Source organism: Streptomyces albidochromogenes (assembly GCF_005981925.1).
Taxonomy (GTDB): Bacteria; Actinomycetota; Actinomycetes; order Streptomycetales; family Streptomycetaceae; genus Streptomyces; species Streptomyces albidochromogenes.
The window spans coordinates 1-18218 of sequence record NZ_VBVX01000049.1; the positions used below are offsets into that span (position 1 = coordinate 1).

Annotated in this window: 17 protein-coding genes; 6 read left to right on the top strand and 11 right to left on the bottom strand. The window is 71.3% G+C overall.

Annotation, left to right across the window (positions count from 1 at the left end; all coding sequences use genetic code 11):
* From E2E34_RS09530 to E2E34_RS09555, 6 genes are all read right to left on the bottom strand, one after another.
* Positions 1 to 462, bottom strand: a 462-nt coding sequence (locus tag E2E34_RS09530) for a 3-deoxy-7-phosphoheptulonate synthase (protein WP_138901463.1), incomplete at its 3' end; no start/stop codon positions are given.
* A gap of 67 nt (positions 463 to 529) precedes the next feature.
* On the bottom strand, positions 530 to 1345 hold the full coding sequence (locus tag E2E34_RS09535; protein ID WP_138901464.1) for a shikimate dehydrogenase family protein: 816 nt from the start codon (positions 1343 to 1345) through the stop codon (positions 530 to 532).
* Positions 1342 to 2721, bottom strand: coding sequence for an MFS transporter (locus tag E2E34_RS09540; RefSeq protein ID WP_138901465.1), 1380 nt, complete (start codon positions 2719 to 2721; stop codon positions 1342 to 1344). The genes E2E34_RS09535 and E2E34_RS09540 overlap by 4 nt, the downstream gene beginning before the upstream one ends.
* A gap of 5 nt (positions 2722 to 2726) precedes the next feature.
* Complete coding sequence (locus E2E34_RS09545) at positions 2727 to 3845, bottom strand: SagB/ThcOx family dehydrogenase (RefSeq protein ID WP_138901466.1); 1119 nt, start codon at positions 3843 to 3845, stop codon at positions 2727 to 2729.
* 374 nt (positions 3846 to 4219) lie between these two features.
* Positions 4220 to 4876, bottom strand: a complete 657-nt coding sequence (locus tag E2E34_RS09550) for a ScbR family autoregulator-binding transcription factor (RefSeq protein WP_138901467.1) — start codon at positions 4874 to 4876, stop codon at positions 4220 to 4222.
* Positions 4877 to 4958: 82 nt separating this feature from the next.
* Positions 4959 to 6206 (bottom strand): NAD(P)/FAD-dependent oxidoreductase, encoded by a 1248-nt coding sequence (locus E2E34_RS09555; protein WP_244315589.1) that lies wholly within the window; start codon positions 6204 to 6206, stop codon positions 4959 to 4961.
* 193 nt (positions 6207 to 6399) lie between these two features.
* Here E2E34_RS09555 and E2E34_RS09560 point away from each other — a divergent pair, with 193 nt between their 5' ends.
* On the top strand, positions 6400 to 7980 hold the full coding sequence (locus E2E34_RS09560; RefSeq protein WP_138901469.1) for an acyl-CoA mutase large subunit family protein: 1581 nt from the start codon (positions 6400 to 6402) through the stop codon (positions 7978 to 7980).
* 35 nt (positions 7981 to 8015) lie between these two features.
* Positions 8016 to 8426 carry a coenzyme B12-dependent isobutyryl CoA mutase small subunit gene (icmB, locus tag E2E34_RS09565; RefSeq protein ID WP_138901470.1) on the top strand — a complete coding sequence of 137 codons (411 nt, stop codon included), beginning with the start codon at positions 8016 to 8018 and terminating at the stop codon, positions 8424 to 8426.
* 246 nt (positions 8427 to 8672) lie between these two features.
* Here icmB and E2E34_RS09570 read toward each other — a convergent pair whose 3' ends face one another.
* From E2E34_RS09570 to E2E34_RS09580, 3 genes are read right to left on the bottom strand one after another with little or no spacing between them, the layout of a single operon-like run.
* Positions 8673 to 9140: an anthrone oxygenase family protein gene (locus E2E34_RS09570; RefSeq protein WP_138901471.1), complete on the bottom strand. Its 468-nt coding sequence runs from the start codon at positions 9138 to 9140 to the stop codon at positions 8673 to 8675.
* 24 nt (positions 9141 to 9164) lie between these two features.
* On the bottom strand, positions 9165 to 10082 hold the full coding sequence (locus E2E34_RS09575) for an ABC transporter permease (RefSeq protein WP_138901472.1): 918 nt from the start codon (positions 10080 to 10082) through the stop codon (positions 9165 to 9167).
* Positions 10079 to 12721: an alpha/beta fold hydrolase gene (locus E2E34_RS09580; protein WP_138901473.1), complete on the bottom strand. Its 2643-nt coding sequence runs from the start codon at positions 12719 to 12721 to the stop codon at positions 10079 to 10081. Before E2E34_RS09580 ends, E2E34_RS09575 begins: the two co-directional genes overlap by 4 nt.
* A 121-nt stretch (positions 12722 to 12842) precedes the next feature.
* On the opposite strand from E2E34_RS09580, the gene E2E34_RS09585 reads away from it, so the two are divergent.
* The 4 genes from E2E34_RS09585 to cutA all read left to right on the top strand — a co-directional run bounded on the left by E2E34_RS09585 (position 12843) and on the right by cutA (position 16055).
* Positions 12843 to 13265, top strand: coding sequence for a GNAT family N-acetyltransferase (locus tag E2E34_RS09585; protein WP_138901474.1), 423 nt, complete (start codon positions 12843 to 12845; stop codon positions 13263 to 13265).
* Between the two features lie 228 nt (positions 13266 to 13493).
* Positions 13494 to 14672 (top strand): S8 family peptidase, encoded by a 1179-nt coding sequence (locus E2E34_RS09590; RefSeq protein WP_138901475.1) that lies wholly within the window; start codon positions 13494 to 13496, stop codon positions 14670 to 14672.
* Positions 14673 to 14828: 156 nt separating this feature from the next.
* Positions 14829 to 15599 carry a hypothetical protein gene (locus E2E34_RS09595; protein ID WP_138901476.1) on the top strand — a complete coding sequence of 257 codons (771 nt, stop codon included), beginning with the start codon at positions 14829 to 14831 and terminating at the stop codon, positions 15597 to 15599.
* Between the two features lie 123 nt (positions 15600 to 15722).
* Positions 15723 to 16055, top strand: a complete 333-nt coding sequence (gene cutA / locus E2E34_RS09600) for a divalent-cation tolerance protein CutA (protein WP_138901477.1) — start codon at positions 15723 to 15725, stop codon at positions 16053 to 16055.
* 63 nt (positions 16056 to 16118) lie between these two features.
* Here cutA and E2E34_RS36320 read toward each other — a convergent pair whose 3' ends face one another.
* Entirely contained in the window at positions 16119 to 17636 is a 1518-nt protein-coding gene (locus E2E34_RS36320; RefSeq protein ID WP_486387777.1) for an NsdA family TPR-like regulatory protein, read from the bottom strand.
* Positions 17630 to 18205: a helix-turn-helix domain-containing protein gene (locus tag E2E34_RS35900; protein WP_208765190.1), complete on the bottom strand. Its 576-nt coding sequence runs from the start codon at positions 18203 to 18205 to the stop codon at positions 17630 to 17632. Before E2E34_RS35900 ends, E2E34_RS36320 begins: the two co-directional genes overlap by 7 nt.
* Positions 18206 to 18218 lie beyond the last annotated feature (13 nt).

An 18218-nucleotide genomic window follows, 5' to 3' on the forward strand; every position in this document is an offset into this window, starting at 1 on the left:
GTTGACGATGTCGCCGCGGTAGACGGGCAGGGTGAGGTCGTCGGTGGGCTTCGACCGGGGCTTGGCGTACTGGCCGGCGATACGGCCGACCTTGACGACCGGCAGGCTCGCGCCGTAGGTGAGGACGACCGCCATCTGCAGCAGGGTGCGGATGTTCGAGTGGACGTGCTCCTCGGTGTTGCCCGCGAAGGTCTCGGCGCAGTCGCCGCCGTGCAGCAGGAAGGCCTGCCCGTGGGCAACCTCGGCGAGGCGCCGGTGCAGCCGGTCGACCTCTCCGGGCAGGACGAGCGACGGCATGTGTTCCAGGGTGGTGCGTACGTCGGCCACGGCCTGCGGGTCCGGGTAGTCGGGCTGCTGGGCCGCGGGTCTGGCGAGCGCGTCGGCGACGCCCGCGGCCAGGGCGGGCGGCAGGCCCCCGGACTCCGCGCCGGGGCGGGTGGTGTTCTGCATGAGTGCTGGCATGCCGAGGAGAGTAGGGACGAGCGCCGGGGCGTCGGCCATCCGGCGGTAATCGGCGCCCCACTGCCCCCTAAGAGCGGTTCGCGCGCTCGTCCAGGCGGAAGAACTCCCGGTACAGATCGAGCTGTTGGGCCAGCATCGGCGCCCCGTGGTGGACCCTGAGGCCCTGCGCCTCGGCCGCCTCGATCAGGGCGGTGCGGCGCGGCTTCATGATGATGTCGGCCACGACGGTGCCCGGGTCCAGCGTCGCCGGGTCGAAGGCGAGCGGATCCTCGGGGCGCAGCCCCATCGGGGTGGCGTTCACCGCGATGTCGGCGGGGACCGGGCCCCGCGCGCCGGTGATCCGCCCGTTCCCGTACCCGGCGAGCCGGCGCACGAGCCGCTCGACCCGGTCCGGCTCCGTGTCCCACACGGTGACGTGGGCGCCCGCGCCGACCAGTGCCACGGCGATGGCGCAGCCGGCCCCGCCCGCCCCGGCCAGCGACACCCGCCGCCCGCGCGGGTCGTGACCGGCCACCCGCAGGCCGCGTACGAAGCCTGCTCCGTCGAAGTTCGCCGCCTGCCAGCGGCCTTCGGGGGTGCGGCGCATCGCGTTGGTGGAGCCGCTCAGCGCGGCGGCCGGGCTGATGTCGTCGGCGAACGCCAGGCAGGCCGCCTTGTGCGGGACGGTGATCAGGAGCCCGTCCAGGTTGCTGACGCGCTTCAGTCCCCGTACGACGCCGGCGAGGTCGTCCGGTCGGGCGTGGACGGGTACCAGGACGGCGTCGGCGCCGAGGCGCGCGAACAGGGGGTTGAGCATCGCCGGGGCCTGCACCTGGGCCACCGGGTCGCCGATGACCGCGAAAAGCCGGGTGGTGCCGGAGATCACCGGGCCGGTGGCGCTCATGCCGGCCTGCCGCGCGGGCCGGTCCACAGGATCCGCAGCAGCACCGCGAGGACGGCGGCTGCGCCGAGCGCCGCGAGTCCGGCGTACGACAGCTGCGCGACCACGAGGCCCGCGGCGAGCGCGCCGACGGCGGAGGCGGCCTGGATGATCAGGTCGCAGGCGCCCTGGGCGGGGACCCGTTCCGAGATGGGGAGCGCCTCGCTCAGTGCGGCGGACCCGGCGACGAACCCGGCCGCCCAGCCGGCGCCCAGGAGCAGCAGCCCGGCCCCGACTGCGGCTTCGGAGTGCGGGGGCGAGGCGAAGAGCACGCCGGCGGCGGCGAACTGCAGGGCGAGGCCGGTGACGAACAGCCGGTAGGACCCGTACGTGTCGACGAGGTAGCCGACCAGGGGGCTCGGCAGGTACATCCCGGCGACGTGGAAGCTGATGACGATGCCGATGAGCCCGACGGAGACGCCGCCGTGGTGCATGTGCAGGGCGGCCATGTTCATCAGGGCGATCATCACGGCGTGCACGGTCGTCGAGACGACGACCGCCCGCCGCGCCTGGGCGTTGTGCCGCAGCGTCCGCAGGCCGGCCCGCAGCCCTGCCGGGCGGTCGGCGGCCCTCTTCGCGGCCGCGTCCGCGTCGGCGTGCTCCCGCTCGGCGTGCTCCCGCTCGGCGTTCGCCGGCTCGGCGTTCGCGTCCTGCGCCTTCATCCGTTCGGTGTTCGCGTCCTCGGCGGCGCGGGCCAGGAGCAGCGGGTCCGGCCGCAGGAATCCGTACGCGAGCAGGGAGGTCCCCACGAGCCCCGCCGCGATGACGAGGAACGGCGAGGTGAACTCGGGGAGGGGAGAGCCGGGCACGAGCTTGTCGGTGATGCCGACGAGCGAGGGGCCGAGCACCCCGCCCGCCGTCGAGGCCCAGGTGACCATGCCCACCGCCCGGCCGTGCCGGCCGTCGGCCGCCAAGTCGGTGGCGGCGAACCGGATCTGGAACCCGGCGGCGATGGCGCCGCCGATGCCGAAGGAACCGATCACGACCAGCGGGAAGCTGTCGAGCAGCGCTCCGCAGACCACCGTGCCCGCGGCCACCGCCCCCGTCAGCTGTCCCACGGCGAGGCCGACCCGTCTGCCGTACCGGGCGGACAGCGCCGCCAGCGGTACCGCGCAGGCGACCGAGCCGCAGAAGATGCTCGCCTGGGTGAAACCGGCCCGGGTCGCCGAGCCGGTGATGCGCTCGGCGAGCAGCGACACCACGGGGCCGCTCATGGCGATCACCATGGAGAAGAGGATCTGCAGGCACAGCAGCACCCTCAGCACCCGCCGCTGGACCCGCGCGGGCACGGGTGCGGGCGGGCTGCCGGCGGGCGGCCTGGCGGAGGCTACGGTGGCCACGGGGTTCAGTCCCGAGCGCCGGAGATCGGGAAGCTGGGCACGCCTTCCCTGCGTACGGCGGGGATGCCGGCCCCGAAGACGTACAGCGCGCTCTCCGAGATGCCGTCGAGGCCCAGGGCCGTCTCCAGCTCGGTGTCCCGGAACGCGTCGGTCTGGAACGGGCCGAGTCCCGCCGCGGTCGCGCACAGCGCGAACGTCTGGGCGAGGTGGCCGGCGTTCAGCAGAATCGTGCGCAGAATACGGGAGTTGCGGTACTTGTACATCGCACGGTTGACGTCGAAGGTCAGCAGGACGACGAATCCGGCCGAGGTCACCATGCGCTGCTCGAAACCGACCCGGTCCAGATCGACCTGGCCGTCGAGGAGTTCAAGGCTGTGGTCTTCCGGACAGTAACGGTAGAGCCCGGGAGCGATGGACTCCACATTGCGTACGACGATGTAGCACTCGCTCTCGTGGCGCGATCCGCCGCACGGACTCGTCCGCATCATCAACTGCCCGAAGTTCGGGACGTCGATGAAGTACATGGGCCCGAAGGCGAAATGCAGGACGGTCGAGAATTCGCGCAGCCCGACCGGCTCGTCGGCGAATTCGCGGGTGGTGCGGCGCGATACGAGCACGTCCTCGAAGTCCCGGCGCAGCGGCACGAAGCTGCGCGGCAGCCGGAGCTTGGGTCCGCCGGCGCGGCGTCCGAACACGGACGGGGGCGGGCCCTCTTCGAGCAGTTCGCTGACGAGCTCGGTGCGTCCGGTGTCGGCGCCGTTCTCCTCCGTCACGTACGAGACGTTCTTGGTGGCGAAGTGGAAGTAGCGGGCGGCGTCACCCCAGTGGCGCCATGCCTCGTCGAGTTTGTCCTCGCGCTCCGCCTCGTCGCGGGTGCGCAGCAGGCCCACGTCGGCGAGCTGCTTGACGGCTCCGCGCACGGACGCCGGGTCGTAGCCCTCGAACCGGTCGAGGACGGTCTCGGGGTCGGTCCAGTCCTCGAAGTGACCGAGGATGTCGAGCGCCGTGCCGTCGATCTGGACGCCGGTGCGTCCCTCGTCGCCGGGCTCCGCGAGATAGTCCTCGACGGTGAGGCCGCCGTTCTGCCAGCCGGCCATCAGAGTGCGAGAGCGTCGCAGCTCCATAAGAATTCTCCCGTTCTACGGTGCGTTTCGCGGACTGGATTCCCGTCGCGCACCCCGTTGTGGAAAACGGGGCCGCGCATGACCGTGCGCCCGGAGGGAATCCCTCCGGGCGCACGTACGGATCAAGAGGCCTTGCAGGCGAGCATCTTGTTCTGGGTGACCTGAACGGCCTTCACAGTGATGGCGATCTTCTTCATGGTGTCCATCTCCTCACACGGTGGGATTTCACGGCCCGGCACGGATGCGCCGAATCCGGCCGACCCGGGGAACTCCCCGCTTTTCGCGGTGAATTCCTTGCGTCGGCCACACCCAGAACATTAGGAGCGGCTCCGCGGGACGCACATCCCCTGAACCACCCCTAAGGCGGGAGAGGGTCACAGCTGATAACTGAACTCCCGCTGCTCGCAGTTCTCGGGAGCGGTCGTACGGAAGCCGGCGGTCGCACCCCTGGGGGTGATCGCCGGCAGCAGTACGTCCCACAGGTCCGTCAGCCGCCGGGCGGTCTCGTCCGTGGACATGCCCATCCAGCTGAGCGCTTCCATGGAGAACAGCGTGGTCGAGGCCAGGACCCGCGGCGACGCGGCGGGGATGTCGCTGCGCAGTTCCCGGCGCTTCGCCGCCTGGCAGAACAGCTGCCCCACCGTCTCGTACCAGAGCGAGTAGTGGTCGAACTCCGGTTGCCCGTCGCCCGTCCACTCCCGGTGGAACCGCACGACGGCGCGCGTGGCCGGCTCCAGGTGCAGCAGCGAGTTGAGCCGGTGCGTCAGGTCGATCACGTGCTGGAGCGGGGAGTCCGCCGGGGTGCAGGGCTCCGTGATGGCGTCTTCGAAGAGCGACTGCGAGTGCTCGACGACCGCCGTGGCCACCTGGCCCTTCGAGGCGAAGTGGAAGTAGAACGCCCCCTTCGACACACCTGCCGCACGCGTGATGTCGTCCAGACTCGTGCCGGCGTACCCGTGCTGGACGAACTGCTCCGCCGCCGCGGTGACGATCCGGCGAAGGGTTCTCTCCGCGCGTTCCTGCTTGGCCATCCAATGCCCTCCTGAACCCCCCGCCCAAGTCCACATTGTAAACCGGTCGATTGGTATGTCACCGGTCGGGGTCGGCCTTGTTTCAGCCGGACTTCAGCGCGGGCCTCGGCGCGGACTTGAGGGGAACGTCCGGGTCGGCGACGCGCTCGGCTTCCAGCGGCGCCCCCGAGGTGATGAGCCTGCGGCCCTGCGCCAGATCGCGGGCCCGCCCCACGGCCAGTACGGCGACCATGCGGTCCCCGCGCAGCCAGCACACGCTCCAGGAGTCACCGCCCGGATCGCCGCGCCGCACCACCGTGTCGGCCGCCGCGTGCCGGCCCGCGTACTGCACGAAGCGCCCGAACTGCTCGGACCAGAAGTAGGGCACGGGGTCGTACGCGGCCGGGGCCGGGCCCGCGATGTTCGCCGCGACGGTACGCGGCCCGTGCAGCGCGTTGTCCCAGTGGTGCACCAGGAGCCGCTCGCCGAAGCGGGCCGACGGGAAGGAGGCGCAGTCCCCGACCGCGTACACATCGGCGGCGGAGGTGCGCAGCCACGCGTCGGCCAGCACCTCCCCGTGAGCGCCGAGGGTGATGCCGCTGCCGTCCAGCCACCCGGTGGCGGGCCGTGCGCCGATGCCGACGACGACCGCGCCGGCGGGCAGCCGGGTGCCGTCGGTGAGCACCACAGCGCCCGGCTCGACGCGTTCCACCCGGGCGCCGGTCCGCAGTTCCGCGCCGGCCCGCGCGTACCAGTCAGCCATCGGGGCGGCCACGTCACCGGGCAGCGCCCCCGCCAGCGGCAGGCCGGCGGCCTCGACCACGGTGACCCGGCAGCCCGCCTCGCGCGCCGCGGTGGTGAACTCCGCGCCGATCCACCCGGCTCCCACCACCACGACATCGAGCCGCCCGTCGAGCACGGGCCGCAGCGCCTGCGCGTCGTCGAGCGTGCGCAGCATGTGCACCCCCGGCATTCCCTCGGTGCCGGGCAGCCGGACCGGCTCCGCGCCGGTCGCCAGGACGAGGCAGTCGTAGTCGACCGGGCCCCGGGTGGTCTCCAGACGGTGCAGGTCCGGCCGTATCGCGGTCGCGGTGCGCCCCAGGTCCAGTGTGATGCCGAGCTTCTCGAAGTCGACGTCGAAGGTCGCGTCCTCGGGCCTGCCGCCCAGCAGGACGGCCTTGGACAGCGGCGGCCGGTCGTACGGGCGGTGGCGCTCCGCCCCGATCAGCCGCACCCCTCCGTCGAACCCCTGCTCGCGCAGGGCCACCGCCGTCTGCACCCCTGCCGCGCCCGCGCCGACGACGACGACCGAGGACGGCCGATGCCTCGCCTCTGCCTGCTGTGGTGACACCTGACCTCCTGTTGGGCCGTCCGCGTGTTCGCCGGATCGGCCCTCATCGTGGCGTCCCGGCCGCCGGTGGTCATCGCCGCCGCGAGGAGTCAGGGGCGCAGTAGGGGGTGGTTGGTCCACAAAGGGCTCAATAGCGTCTGCCGGGGCGGCGCGACAGGTACCAGTCGACGAGTGAGAGAAGGTGAGGAAGGTCATGGCGCGTGATTCTGAGTCCGGACTGCCCATCGAGCCGGTGTACGGTCCGGACGCCCTGGAGGGCTGGGACCCCCGCGAGAAGCTGGGCGAGCCCGGCTCGTACCCCTTCACGCGCGGCGTCTACCCGTCCATGTACACCGGACGGCCCTGGACGATGCGGCAGTACGCCGGTTTCGGCACCGCCGCCGAGTCCAACGCCCGGTACAAGCAGCTGATCGCCAACGGCACCATGGGACTGTCGGTCGCCTTCGACCTGCCGACCCAGATGGGCCACGACAGCGACGCGGCGATCGCCAGCGGCGAGGTCGGCAAGGTCGGCGTGGCGATCGACTCCATCGACGACATGCGGATCCTGTTCGGCGGCATCCCGCTCGACAAGGTCTCCACCTCGATGACGATCAACGCACCGGCGGCGCTGCTGCTGCTCCTGTACCAACTGGTCGCCGAGGAGCAGGGCGTCGCGGCGGACAAGCTGACCGGCACGATCCAGAACGACGTGCTGAAGGAGTACATCGCGCGCGGGACGTACATCTTCCCGCCCAAGCCGTCGCTGCGCCTGATCGCGGACATCTTCAAGTACTGCAAGGCCGAGATCCCGAAGTGGAACACGATCTCGATCTCCGGCTACCACATGGCCGAGGCCGGCGCCTCGCCCGCGCAGGAGATCGCCTTCACCCTGGCCGACGGCATCGAGTACGTGCGCACCGCCGTCGCGGCCGGCATGGACGTCGACGACTTCGCACCGCGCCTGTCTTTCTTCTTCGTCTCGCGCACCACGATCCTCGAAGAGGTCGCCAAGTTCCGTGCCGCACGCCGGATCTGGGCCAAGGTCATGCGCGAGGAGTTCGGTGCGAAGAACCCCAAGTCGCTGATGCTGCGCTTCCACACCCAGACCGCCGGCGTCCAGCTCACCGCCCAGCAGCCCGAGGTCAACCTGGTGCGCGTCGCCGTCCAGGGCCTGGCCGCCGTCCTCGGCGGAACCCAGTCCCTGCACACCAACTCCTTCGACGAGGCCATCGCCCTGCCCACCGACAAGTCCGCCCGCCTGGCCCTGCGCACCCAGCAGGTCCTCGCCTACGAGACGGACGTCACCGCCACCGTCGACCCCTTCGCCGGCTCCTACGTCGTCGAGAAGATGACCGACGAGGTCGAAACCGCCACGCTGGAACTTATGCGCAAGCTGGAGGATCTCGGCGGCGCCGTACAGGGCATCGAGCACGGCTTCCAGAAGGCCGAGATCGAGCGCAACGCGTACCGCATCGCCCTGGAGACCGACAGCGCCGAACGCGTCGTCGTCGGCGTCAACCGCTTCCAGCTGGACGCCGAGGAGCCGTACGAACCGCTGCGCGTCGACCCCGCCATCGAGAAGCAGCAGGCGGAGCGGCTGTGCAAGCTGCGCGCCTGGCGGGAGCAGTCCCGCGTCGACGACGCCCTTGCCCTGCTCAAGAAGGCCGCCGACGGCGACGACAACGTGCTCTACCCCATGAAGGAGGCGCTGGCGGCCCGCGCCACGATCGGCGAGGTGTGCGACGCGCTGCGCGAGGTGTGGGGCACGTACGTCCCGACCGACGCCTACTGAGCAGATCCCCGGAACCGACGCGAGGAGCGAACAACGTGGACAGACCCATCCGAGTCCTGGTGGCCAAACCCGGGCTCGACGGACACGACCGGGGTGCCAAGGTGATCGCGCGGGCCCTGCGCGACGCCGGCATGGAGGTCGTCTACACCGGACTCCACCAGACACCCGAGCAGATCGTGCACGCCGCCATCCAGGAGGACGCCGACGCCATCGGCCTGTCCGTCCTGTCCGGCGCGCACCTCACCCTCTTCCCCCGGGTGGTGGAGCTGCTGCGCGAGCGCGACGCCGAGGACATCACCGTGTTCGGCGGCGGCATCATCCCGGCGGCGGACGTCGTGGTGCTGAAGGAACAGGGCGTGGCCGAACTGTTCACCCCGGGCACCCCCACCGCGCAGGTCGTGCAGTGGGTCAGGGCCAGGGTGCGGGCGGCCTCGGCTACCGCCTGATTCCGGGCCGGTCCCCGCACCGGCAGTGCCCCGCCGCGGCGTCGTCGCGGCGGGGCACTGCCTTCCCGTGGAGGGGTCGGCGGTGGAACGTGGAGCCCTGGGCGGCTCCGGGGGCGGCGCCGCCGAGCGCCTTCCGCGCGGGACGGCGGACGGCTGCGTCCACGCCTCACCAGACACCCGGGCTCCGCGCATGGTTGCCCTGCGGCCGGCTCCGCACCGAGGAGCGGCATCCGGCCGGACCCGCCGTCACACCAGGGCGGCGCTCACCACGAGGGCGAACCCCGCCGTGACCAGCAGGGTCCGGACCAGGTGCAGCCGGTTCCACCGCGTCTCGAAGGCCGTGCGGGCCTCGCGGTCCGGGGCGCCTGCCTGCTCGGACGCGGCCAGGGCGTTGTTCAGCGGGATGTTGCCGGTGACGGTGACCAGGTGGTTGAGGACCACCAGGGCGAGGCCGGCGCCGAGCAGCGCCCACCGCGCACCGGACCGGTCGTCCTCCGGGACGGCCAGCGCGGCGGCCGGGAAGGCCACCGAGGCGAGCATGACCGACACGAACACGCCGCGCGGGACCTCCTCGTTGATACGCCGCATCGCCGCCGTGAACTGCTCGTCCGTCAGCCGGCCCAGGGCGGGCATGACGCCGGTCAGGAAGATCAGCATGAATCCGGCGTACAGTCCCGTGGCGACTACGGCGAGGGCGATCAGGAGGGTGGCCATGCCCACATCATGGCCGAACCCCCGTCAGGACACGACGTCTTTGCGCGCGAAGCCGCGGAAGGCCAGGGCGAAGAGCACGACGGCATACGTCACCGACACGGCCGCCCCCTTCAGCATCCCGCCCCACTCCAGTTGCGGTTGCAGCGCGTCCGCCCACGCGAACTGCCAGTGCGCCGGCAGGAACTCGCGCCAGGAACCAAGCGCCGTCACCGCGTCCAGCACATTGCCGACGATCGTCAGGCCCACCGCGCCGCCGACCGCGCCCAGCGGGGCGTCCGTCCTCGTCGACAGCCAGAAGGCGAGCGCGGCGGTCACCAGCTGGGACACGAAGATGAACGCGACGACCAGCGTGAGCCGGGGCACGGCGTCCCCGGCCGGCAGCGACCCGCCCGTCGGCAGCTCCAGCGGGCCCCAGCCGTACGCGACCGATCCGGCCGCCAGCGCCACCACCGGCAGCAGCACCATCGCCGCCAGGCTGAACGCCAGGGCCACGACGAGCTTGCTCCACAGCAGCCGGGCCCGCGGCACGGGGGCCGCGAGCAGGTAGCGCAGCGAGGACCAGTTGGCCTCGGAGGCCACCGTGTCGCCGCAGAACAGCGCCACCGGCACCACCAGCAGGAAGCCGGCCGACACGAACAGACAGGTCGCCGCGAAATTGGCGCCGGACGCGGTGGCGGTGTCCATCAGCGTCACCCGGCCGCCTTCGCGGTCGGGCCCGCCGCCGATGGCGAACGCGGCGATCAGGATGAACGGCAGCGCGCCGAGCACCAGGGCCATGACCATGGTGCGGCGCCTGCGCCACTGCCGCATCGCCTCGACACGCAGCGGCAGGGTGCGCCCGGCCCGGTAGCCGGGGGCCGCCGCGGTGGCCGGTCCGGCGGCCCGGCCGGGGACCGGTTCGGCCGGTTCGGTGACGGCTGCGACGCCGTTGCTGCTGCTCATGCGGAGGAGCCTCCGATCAGGGTGAGGAACGCGTCCTCGAGGCGACGGTTCGGCCCGACGCCCGTCAACGGCACGTCCAGGCGGACCAGTTCGCCGATGAGCACGCTGGGCGACGCGCCGTCCAGCCGTACGAGCAGACCTTCGTCGGTGCGTACGGCGGACCCGATGCCCGGCAGCGAGCCCACCTTCTCGGCCAGCGCCTCGGTCACCTCACCGTCCGTGGTGACGAGCAGGGTGTCCGTGCCGCCGGTGATCTCCGCGACGGGTCCGGCCCGCATCAGCCGCCCCCGGTCCATGACGACGAGGTGCGTGCAGGACTGCTCGACCTCGGACAGGAGGTGGCTGGAGACGATGACGGTGCGCCCCGCCGCCGCGTACCGGATCATCACGTCGCGCATCTCGCGGATCTGGGGCGGGTCGAGGCCGTTCGTCGGCTCGTCGAGGATGAGCAGGTCCGGCATGCCGAGCATGGCCTGGGCGATGGCGAGGCGCTGGCGCATCCCCTGGGAGTACGTCCGTACGGCGCGGTCCAGCGCGTCGCCGAGCCCCGCGATCTCCAGCGCCTCCTCGGTGCGGGAGTCCTCGGCGGGCCGGCCGGTGGCCTGCCAGTACAGCTCCAGGTTGGCGCGCCCGGTCAGGTGCGGCAGGAAGCCCGCGCCCTCCACGAACGAGCCGACCCGCGACAGCACGGGCGCGCCCGGCCTGATCGCGTGGCCGAAGACCCGGATCTCGCCGCCGTCCGGGGTGATGAGGCCCATCAGCATCCGCAGGGTGGTGGTCTTGCCCGCGCCGTTCGGCCCGAGGAGTCCGAGCACCTGCCCCTTCTCGACGCGGAAGGACAGGTCCCGTACGGCGTACCGGTCGGCCGACCCGGCGTACTTCTTGGTCAGGTCCGTGATCTGCAGCGGCACCTCGGCGAGCGCCGGGTCCGGCGCGGGCGCGGTGCTCCGCCGCCGGGCGGTGAGCAGCAGGGCCGCGGCCAGGACGACGCCGATCGCGGGAAGCCCCCACACCCACCAGGGCAGCGGGGCCGCCTCGGTCCGGACGCCGGGCGCGGTGGGCACGGCGAGCGTGCCGTCGCCTTCGAGGGAGACGGTGTACGCGGCAGGCTCGGCCGGGGACGCGTAGGCGAGGTCGGTGGCGGCGAGGACGACGCGCAGCCGGTGCCCGGCCCTGACCTCGTGGTCGATCGCCGGGAGCCGGAGCTCGACGGTGGCGCCGTCCTTGTCGCCGGTGCCGGTGACGCGGACGGGCGCGACGAGCTGGGAGGGCAGCACCTTCCGCTGCCCGTCCGCGCTGACGTCGTACACCTTGCCGAACAGGACGGCGTCGTCGCGGTCCGACTTCACCGTGACCCGCACGGTCGGTGTGCCCGTGACGCGCAGGTCGGAGGTGAGCCGCGCCGTCTGGAAGCTCGCGTTCTGGCCGGGGAAGTCGAGGGACAGTCCCATGCCGAGCCCGGAGAGCTGGGACAGCGCCCCGACGCCCGGCACGGCGGAGATGGCGGGCGGGTTCGCCCCCGCCGGGCCGGCGAAGTGCTGCTCGGGCCGGCCCGACACGAGGTTCAGCCGCCGCTGCCCGGCCTCCAGGCCCGGGTAGCGGTCGCCCGTGGCGCCCCGCAGCCGGGCCGCGCCGTCGGTGGAGTCGACGCCTCCGGTACGCGTGACGCGGAAGGCGGGCCCGGTGTCCGTGCCCTTCTCGTCCTTGAGGTAGCGGTCGAACCAGTCGGTGATCCGGCCCTCGACCCGGGCCCTCTCGCGGTCCCCGCCGTCGTGGCCGCCGGCGATCCAGTCGACGGCGACCGGCGCCCCGTTGTCCGCGACGGCCTTCGCGATCGCGTCGGCGTGGTCGAGCGGGAAGAGCGAGTCGTTCTGCCCCTGCACGACGAGCGCGGGCACCTTGATGCGGTCGCCCACGGCGGACGGGCTGTGGGAGGCCAGGAGGTCGCGGGCGGCGGCGTCCGGCTTCCCGGCGACGGCGACCCGTTCGTACATCGCGCACAGCCGCTTCTCGAACCGGTCGCAGCCGCCGCCCGTGTTGATGAAGAGCCCGGCCCAGAGCTTCTTGAAGACACCCTCGGGGAAGAGCGCGTCGGCCAGGTTCCAGTAGGTGATCTGCGGTGCCACGGCGTCGACGCGCTGGTCGTGCCCCGCCGCGAGGAGCGAGATCGCGCCGCCGTACGACGATCCGCTGACGCCGACGCGCGGGTCGCCCGCGGCGTCGAGCCGCACCTCGGGCCGCTTCGCGAGCCAGTCGATCAGCCGCGAGACGTCCGCGACCTCGCCGTCCGGGTCGTTCAGCCCGATCTTGCCCGTCGACTTCCCGAAACCGCGCGCGGACCAGGTCAGCACGGCGTACCCGTCGCGGGCCAGCTGCTCGGCCTGCTCCCGCACGTCGTGCTTGCTGCCGCCGAAGCCGTGGCCGAGCAGGACGGCGGGGCGACGTCCGCTCGCCGCGCCGGCGGTGAAGTACGAGGTGTCGATTCTCACCCCGTCCATGCTCATGATCCGTTCCTCGCGGTGCACGGCGGGCCCGTCGCCGCCGGAGGCGGCGGCCGTCCACGTACCGCCCCCGACGAGGACGGCGAACGCGGCGACCGCGCCGGCGAGCGCCCGGCTGCGGGGAATGCGTAGCTTCATGACTGAACCCTAGGTGCCGATTACGACAACCGAACCGGCCCCCCGGATGGAAGTCTTTGGGGTACTCGAGGAGTACGGGGGCAGGGCCCCGTACCGCACCGGCAGTACCCCAAGGAGCCGCATGGAAACGCGACCGGTCGTCCGGCAGGCGACGACAGTGTCCGAACTGACCGCCGCCGAGCACCTCTTCGACGGTCCGGTCCGCCAGGACTGGGCGGAGCGTTTCCTGGCCGCGCCCGGCCATGTGATCCTCGTCGCGTACGTCGACGGGGAGCCGGCCGGGATGGTCTCGGGCATCGAGATGAGCCATCCGGACAAGGGCACGGAGATGTGCCTGTACGAATTGTCCGTGGACGAGGCGTTCCGCCGGCGCGGCATCGGCCGGGCCCTCACGCTGGCGCTGGCGGAGGTCGGCCGGGAGCGCGGCTGCTACGACATGTGGGTGGGCGTGGAGCGCGACAACGACGCGGCGCTGGCGACGTACCGCTCGGCACGCGGCCGGGACGACGGCGATTTCGCCATGCTGACCTGGACGTTCGAGTAGGCGCGCCCCTCGGGAGCGCGCGTCGGCCCGCGCTCGGCGCCGCCGGGGCCCGGCGGCCAGTGGCTTCCCCACGCGCGGCGGGCGTCTCTTTGGCTTGATCCCGCCCGTGACACGACCTTGTGCCCTTGTGCGCCGCACGAGACCCTGTGCTGCGCATCCGCACCACTCCGCACCCCGCACCCCGCCATTGCCCGTGATCCGGTCAACGAAAGGTCAGGTGCACGACACATGAGAGCTACGTTCCGCCGCGCAGGGGCCCTGATACCCGTCATAGCCCTCGCAGCCGGTCTCCAGCTCGCCGGCCCTCCCACAGCACAGAGCGCGCCCACCGGAGACCTCCGCCTGGCCCCGGCCTCGACGGCGGTCGAGAACAGCTGGATCGTCGTCCTGAAGGACGGCACGACACGCGCCGCCGACCTGGGCGTCACGCCGAAGCACGTCTACCGCAGCGCCCTCAAGGGCTTCTCCGCCACGATGTCCAAGGCCCGGGCCGCGAAGCTCGCCTCGGACCCGAAGGTCGCGTACGTCGAGCAGGACTCCCGGGTCCGGCTCAGCGAGACGCAGCCGAACGCCACCTGGGGCATCGACCGCGTGGACCAGCGCAACCTCCCGCTCTCCACGACGTACACCTACAACACCACCGCCTCGAACGTCTCGGCGTACATCATCGACACCGGAATCCGCACCTCCCACAGCGAGTTCGGCGGCCGCGCCACGGTCGGCACGGACACGGTGGGCGGCGGCCAGAACGGCCAGGACTGCCAGGGCCACGGCACGCACGTCGCGGGCACGGTCGGCGGCAGGACGTACGGCGTCGCCAAGGCCGTCAGGCTCGTCGCGGTGCGCGTCCTGGACTGCGCCGGATCCGGTACGAACGCGGGCGTCATCGCCGGCGTCGACTGGGTGACGGCGAACGCGCGGAAGCCGGCCGTGGCCAACATGAGCCTGGGCGGCGGCGCGAACACCTCCCTCGACAACGCGGTGAAGCGGTCCATCGCCTCCGGCGTCAGCTACGCCGTCGCCGCCGGCAACGGCAACTTCCTCGGCTGGCCCGCCAACGCGTGCAACTACTCCCCCGCCCGCGTCCCCGAGGCCATCACCGTCGGCGCGACGGACAGCAACGACCGCCGCGCGTCCTTCTCCAACTACGGCACCTGCCTGGACGTCTTCGCGCCGGGCGTGAACGTCACCTCGGCGTGGAAGGACAGCGACACGGCGACGAACACCATCTCCGGCACGTCGATGGCGGCGCCCCACACGGCCGGCGTGGCCGCCCTGTATCTCGCGGCCAACCCCGCCGCGACCCCGGCGCACGTCCGCGACGCCCTGGTCGCCAACGCCACCCCCAACAAGGTCCAGGACCCGCGCACCGGCTCCCCGAACCGGCTCCTGCACTCCCTGTTCTGAACCGCGCGACCCCGCCCCGGGCGCGGCGGCGCCCCGGGGCGGGGACCACTCGAACGGGAGCACGAACCCGCGCGCTATCCTCACCCGCAATCTGTCATGCCTGTGACCGGGGGGTTCGCAGATCGGTCACGGGCGGCTCGAACCACATGGGGATTCATGCGCGCAGCATCCATAGGTGCCGTTCTCTCGGGCGCCCTGGTACTTTCCGGCTCCGCTCTCACCGCCGCTCCGGCGGCGTCCGCCGCGGAGACCGGTGTGGAGATCAAGAAGGTCTCCGTCAACGGCGGCAAGGCCGTCGTCTTCGGCACCTCGCGGACGGAGTCGTTCACCATCTCGGTGACCGCCTCGGACGACTCGGGCATCAGTCACAGCGCCCACCGCTTCGTGGGCATCGACCGTGAAGTGGGCGACGACTACTGGACGTTCCACGGCACCCCGACGTGCACGGCTGACAGCGCCACCACGTCGACCTGCAAGCTCACGGTCCGGCTGGAGCGTGACATCGACCTGCCGCGCAACACGCTCGCGGGGCCGTGGAAGGTCAACGTCCAGCTCACGGCCAAGGACGGCGACTACTACGGGGAGACGTACGGAACCCACCCCGTGCAGCGGCGCTCCACGCTGAACGTCAACGCGTCGCCCGAACCGGTCACCAAGGGCGCCACGCTCACGGTGACGGGCAAGCTGGCCCGCGCCAACTGGGACAAGTACGTCTACGCGGGCTACACGAACCAGCCCGTACGGCTCCAGTTCCGCCCGAAGAACAGCTCGACGTACACCACCGTCAAGACGGTGACGAGCAACAGCACGGGCAACCTCAAGATCACCACGAAGGCCACCGCCGACGGCTACTGGCGCTGGAACTTCGCGGGCACGTCCACCACCCCGGCGGCCAAGGCCCCGGGCGACTACGTCGACGTGCGCTGATACCGAAGAGAACAACCGCTCCCCTGGGCCGGCGGCGCGCCTACGCCCCCGCCCGGGGGAGTGGGCTCTTCCACCGCTCCGGACCCTTTGAGTTCAGGAGCGGCGTGTGGGTAGGTTTCCGGTATGGCTGACCTCCTCCAGGTGTCCACGGCGACGGAGAACCGAGAGGCCGCTGTGCGGCTCGCCCAGTCCGTGGTGTCGGCCCGGCTCGCCGCTGGCGCTCAGATCATCGGACCAGTGGTTTCTGTCTTCTGGCACGAGGACGAGTTCGGGACGGGGGAGGAGTGGCAACTTTTGTTCAAGACCCGAGCGGACCGTTACGCCGAGATCGAGTCGCACTTGCTGCGTCACCACCCATGGAGGAATCCAGAGGTCTCGGCCGTGCCGATCGTCGCCGGGTCCGACGCCTACCTACGTTGGGTCGGCGCGACCACTGCTCCTGACCAGGCGGACTGACGCGTCAGACGCTGGCCGGCATCCCGCAATGACCGGTCACGCCCCTCGCGCGACCGACGGCCATCAGTCCTTGGCGATCACATCAACGTGAGCGCGGGCCGACTCGGCGAGGCTGTCCAGGAGCGCCTTGCCCTTGGCGGCGGTCGCCAATGACGGGCGGCCGATGATCCCGTTGCTGGTGTACTCGGCCATGCCCGTCGTCAGCAGGTGCGGACGACTGGGAGCCGAGTGGTCGTCCTGCTCGATGCCCGCACGGACAAGGTGCGGCGCACCGTGCAGGAGGAGCGATGCCTCGAACTCTCCGCCGTGCATGTCCTCGGCCGCACTGCTCTCCAGCCCGGCATCCGACCGGGCGCGGGCCCGGTCCTCGTGTACCGGAAAGAGAGCGACGCGCGGACCGTTCACGTTGATCTCCTGGACGACATTGGACAGGACGTAGTTGCCGCCGTGTCCGTTGACGACGACCAGCCCGGGGGCGCCCGACGCTTGGAGCGACCGCCAGATGTCGTTGACGACGGCGTAGAGCGTCGCGGCGCTGATGCTGACGGTGCCCGCCATGGCCGCGTGCTCGTGCGAGCACGACATGGTGATGGGCGGCAACAGGAACAGACCGTGGTCATCTGCGATCCGCTTCGCGATCAGACAGGCGATCGCGGTGTCGGTGATCAGGGGCAGGTGGTCACCGTGCTGCTCGAAGCTCCCGACGGGGAGGACGGCAATGGACGGCCTCCTCCGGCGCTCCTCTCCGGACGTGGCCTGCGTGATCAGATCGTCCATGCCCTCAGCTTCCTCGTCTGCCCGGCCCCTGGGTGGCGAACTGATCACGAACGATCTGAAAGCGCTCGATGAACGCCGCCACAGCACGCTCTGGCGCGACTCTACAACGCGGCTCACCGCCGTCAGCTCGGACAGCGTCCTGGCTGAGCCGGTCCGGGCAGCGATCGCAAGGGCCCTGCCCGCGGTGTCTGCTCCCTGCTCGGGCTCCCCCGCCTTGCCGTAGGCACGGGCCAACCGCGCGAGGTAGACGCCCCGGTCGTTTCGGTACATCTGAGGAAGCGCGGCGATCTCGTCTTCGAAGAGCTGGACGGCGCGCAGCGGATCACCAAGATCGATAAAGCAGTTCGCCCGCTGAAGCTCGATGTAGGCGGGCGTGCAGTACGACGTGTCGAGTGCGGTCGTCGGCTCGTTGGCCTGGTGTTGGCCTGCCAGCTCGCGTGCCTCGTCGAACTTGGCGAGCGCCGCTCTGGAGTTCTTCTGCAACGCGTACCCGGTCGCTTCCTGTTGCGCGGCCAAGGCGCTGATCCTGGACGTGAGGTTGGGTACGCGCTGCGCGGCCCGAGCGAGACCGATGGTTTGGTCCGCGTTGACTTGCGCGGCAGCCTGGTGGCTCTTGCGGAAGAGCACATACGACTGCATGTCGTCGTCTGCGGCCTCTTGGGCCCATTCCATGGATCGGTCCGACCAGTAGCCGGCGGACCGGAAGTCCCCGAGGTCTTGGTAGAGCCAGCCAAGGAACTCGACCGTCCGGCTGCCAATGCGCAGGAGTCGACGCCGGGTTGAGCCGTTAACCGTCTTCAGCAGGTGAACGAGAGTTCTGCGTGGTGGATGACCGTGGCGAGCGGCTGCCGTGCACCGAAGTAGTTCGCGTTCCGGTAGTGCTGAGGCAACTGACTTTCGATGAGGGCCCCGGCGAATTCCGGGTCGTCGAGATCACCGCTCGGAGTCGTACCCCGGAGAGGACCCGTCGCCACGTCACAGCTGGGAAGGCCAGTGGTGAGCAGCGCCGTGGAAGGAGGTGCGGTCCTCGCGGGTTCCTCCCACTCGCGGGAAGCAAGGCCGAGCAGGTGTCCCGGAATGCGTAAGGCGTCGGCGATCTTCGCGATCTTGTCGAACGTCGTGACGCTTCCCTCGCCGCGTGCCAGTGAGCCGACGCGCTCCGGCTTGATGTCGCATTCCGCCGCGATCTTCGAATAGCTGATACCTGCCTCGCTGCGCGCGAGGCGGAACACACTGCCGAAGTCGTGAGCCGCGAGTGCGCTTCTCATGTCCGGCCGGTCCAGAACCTCGGGCGGCAGCGCTGTCGGCGGGTTGTACGTGGTCATACGCTGCCCCGTCACCCCTGCTGGAGAGTGTGCCGTGTCGGCCTCCAACTGAGCCTACCCA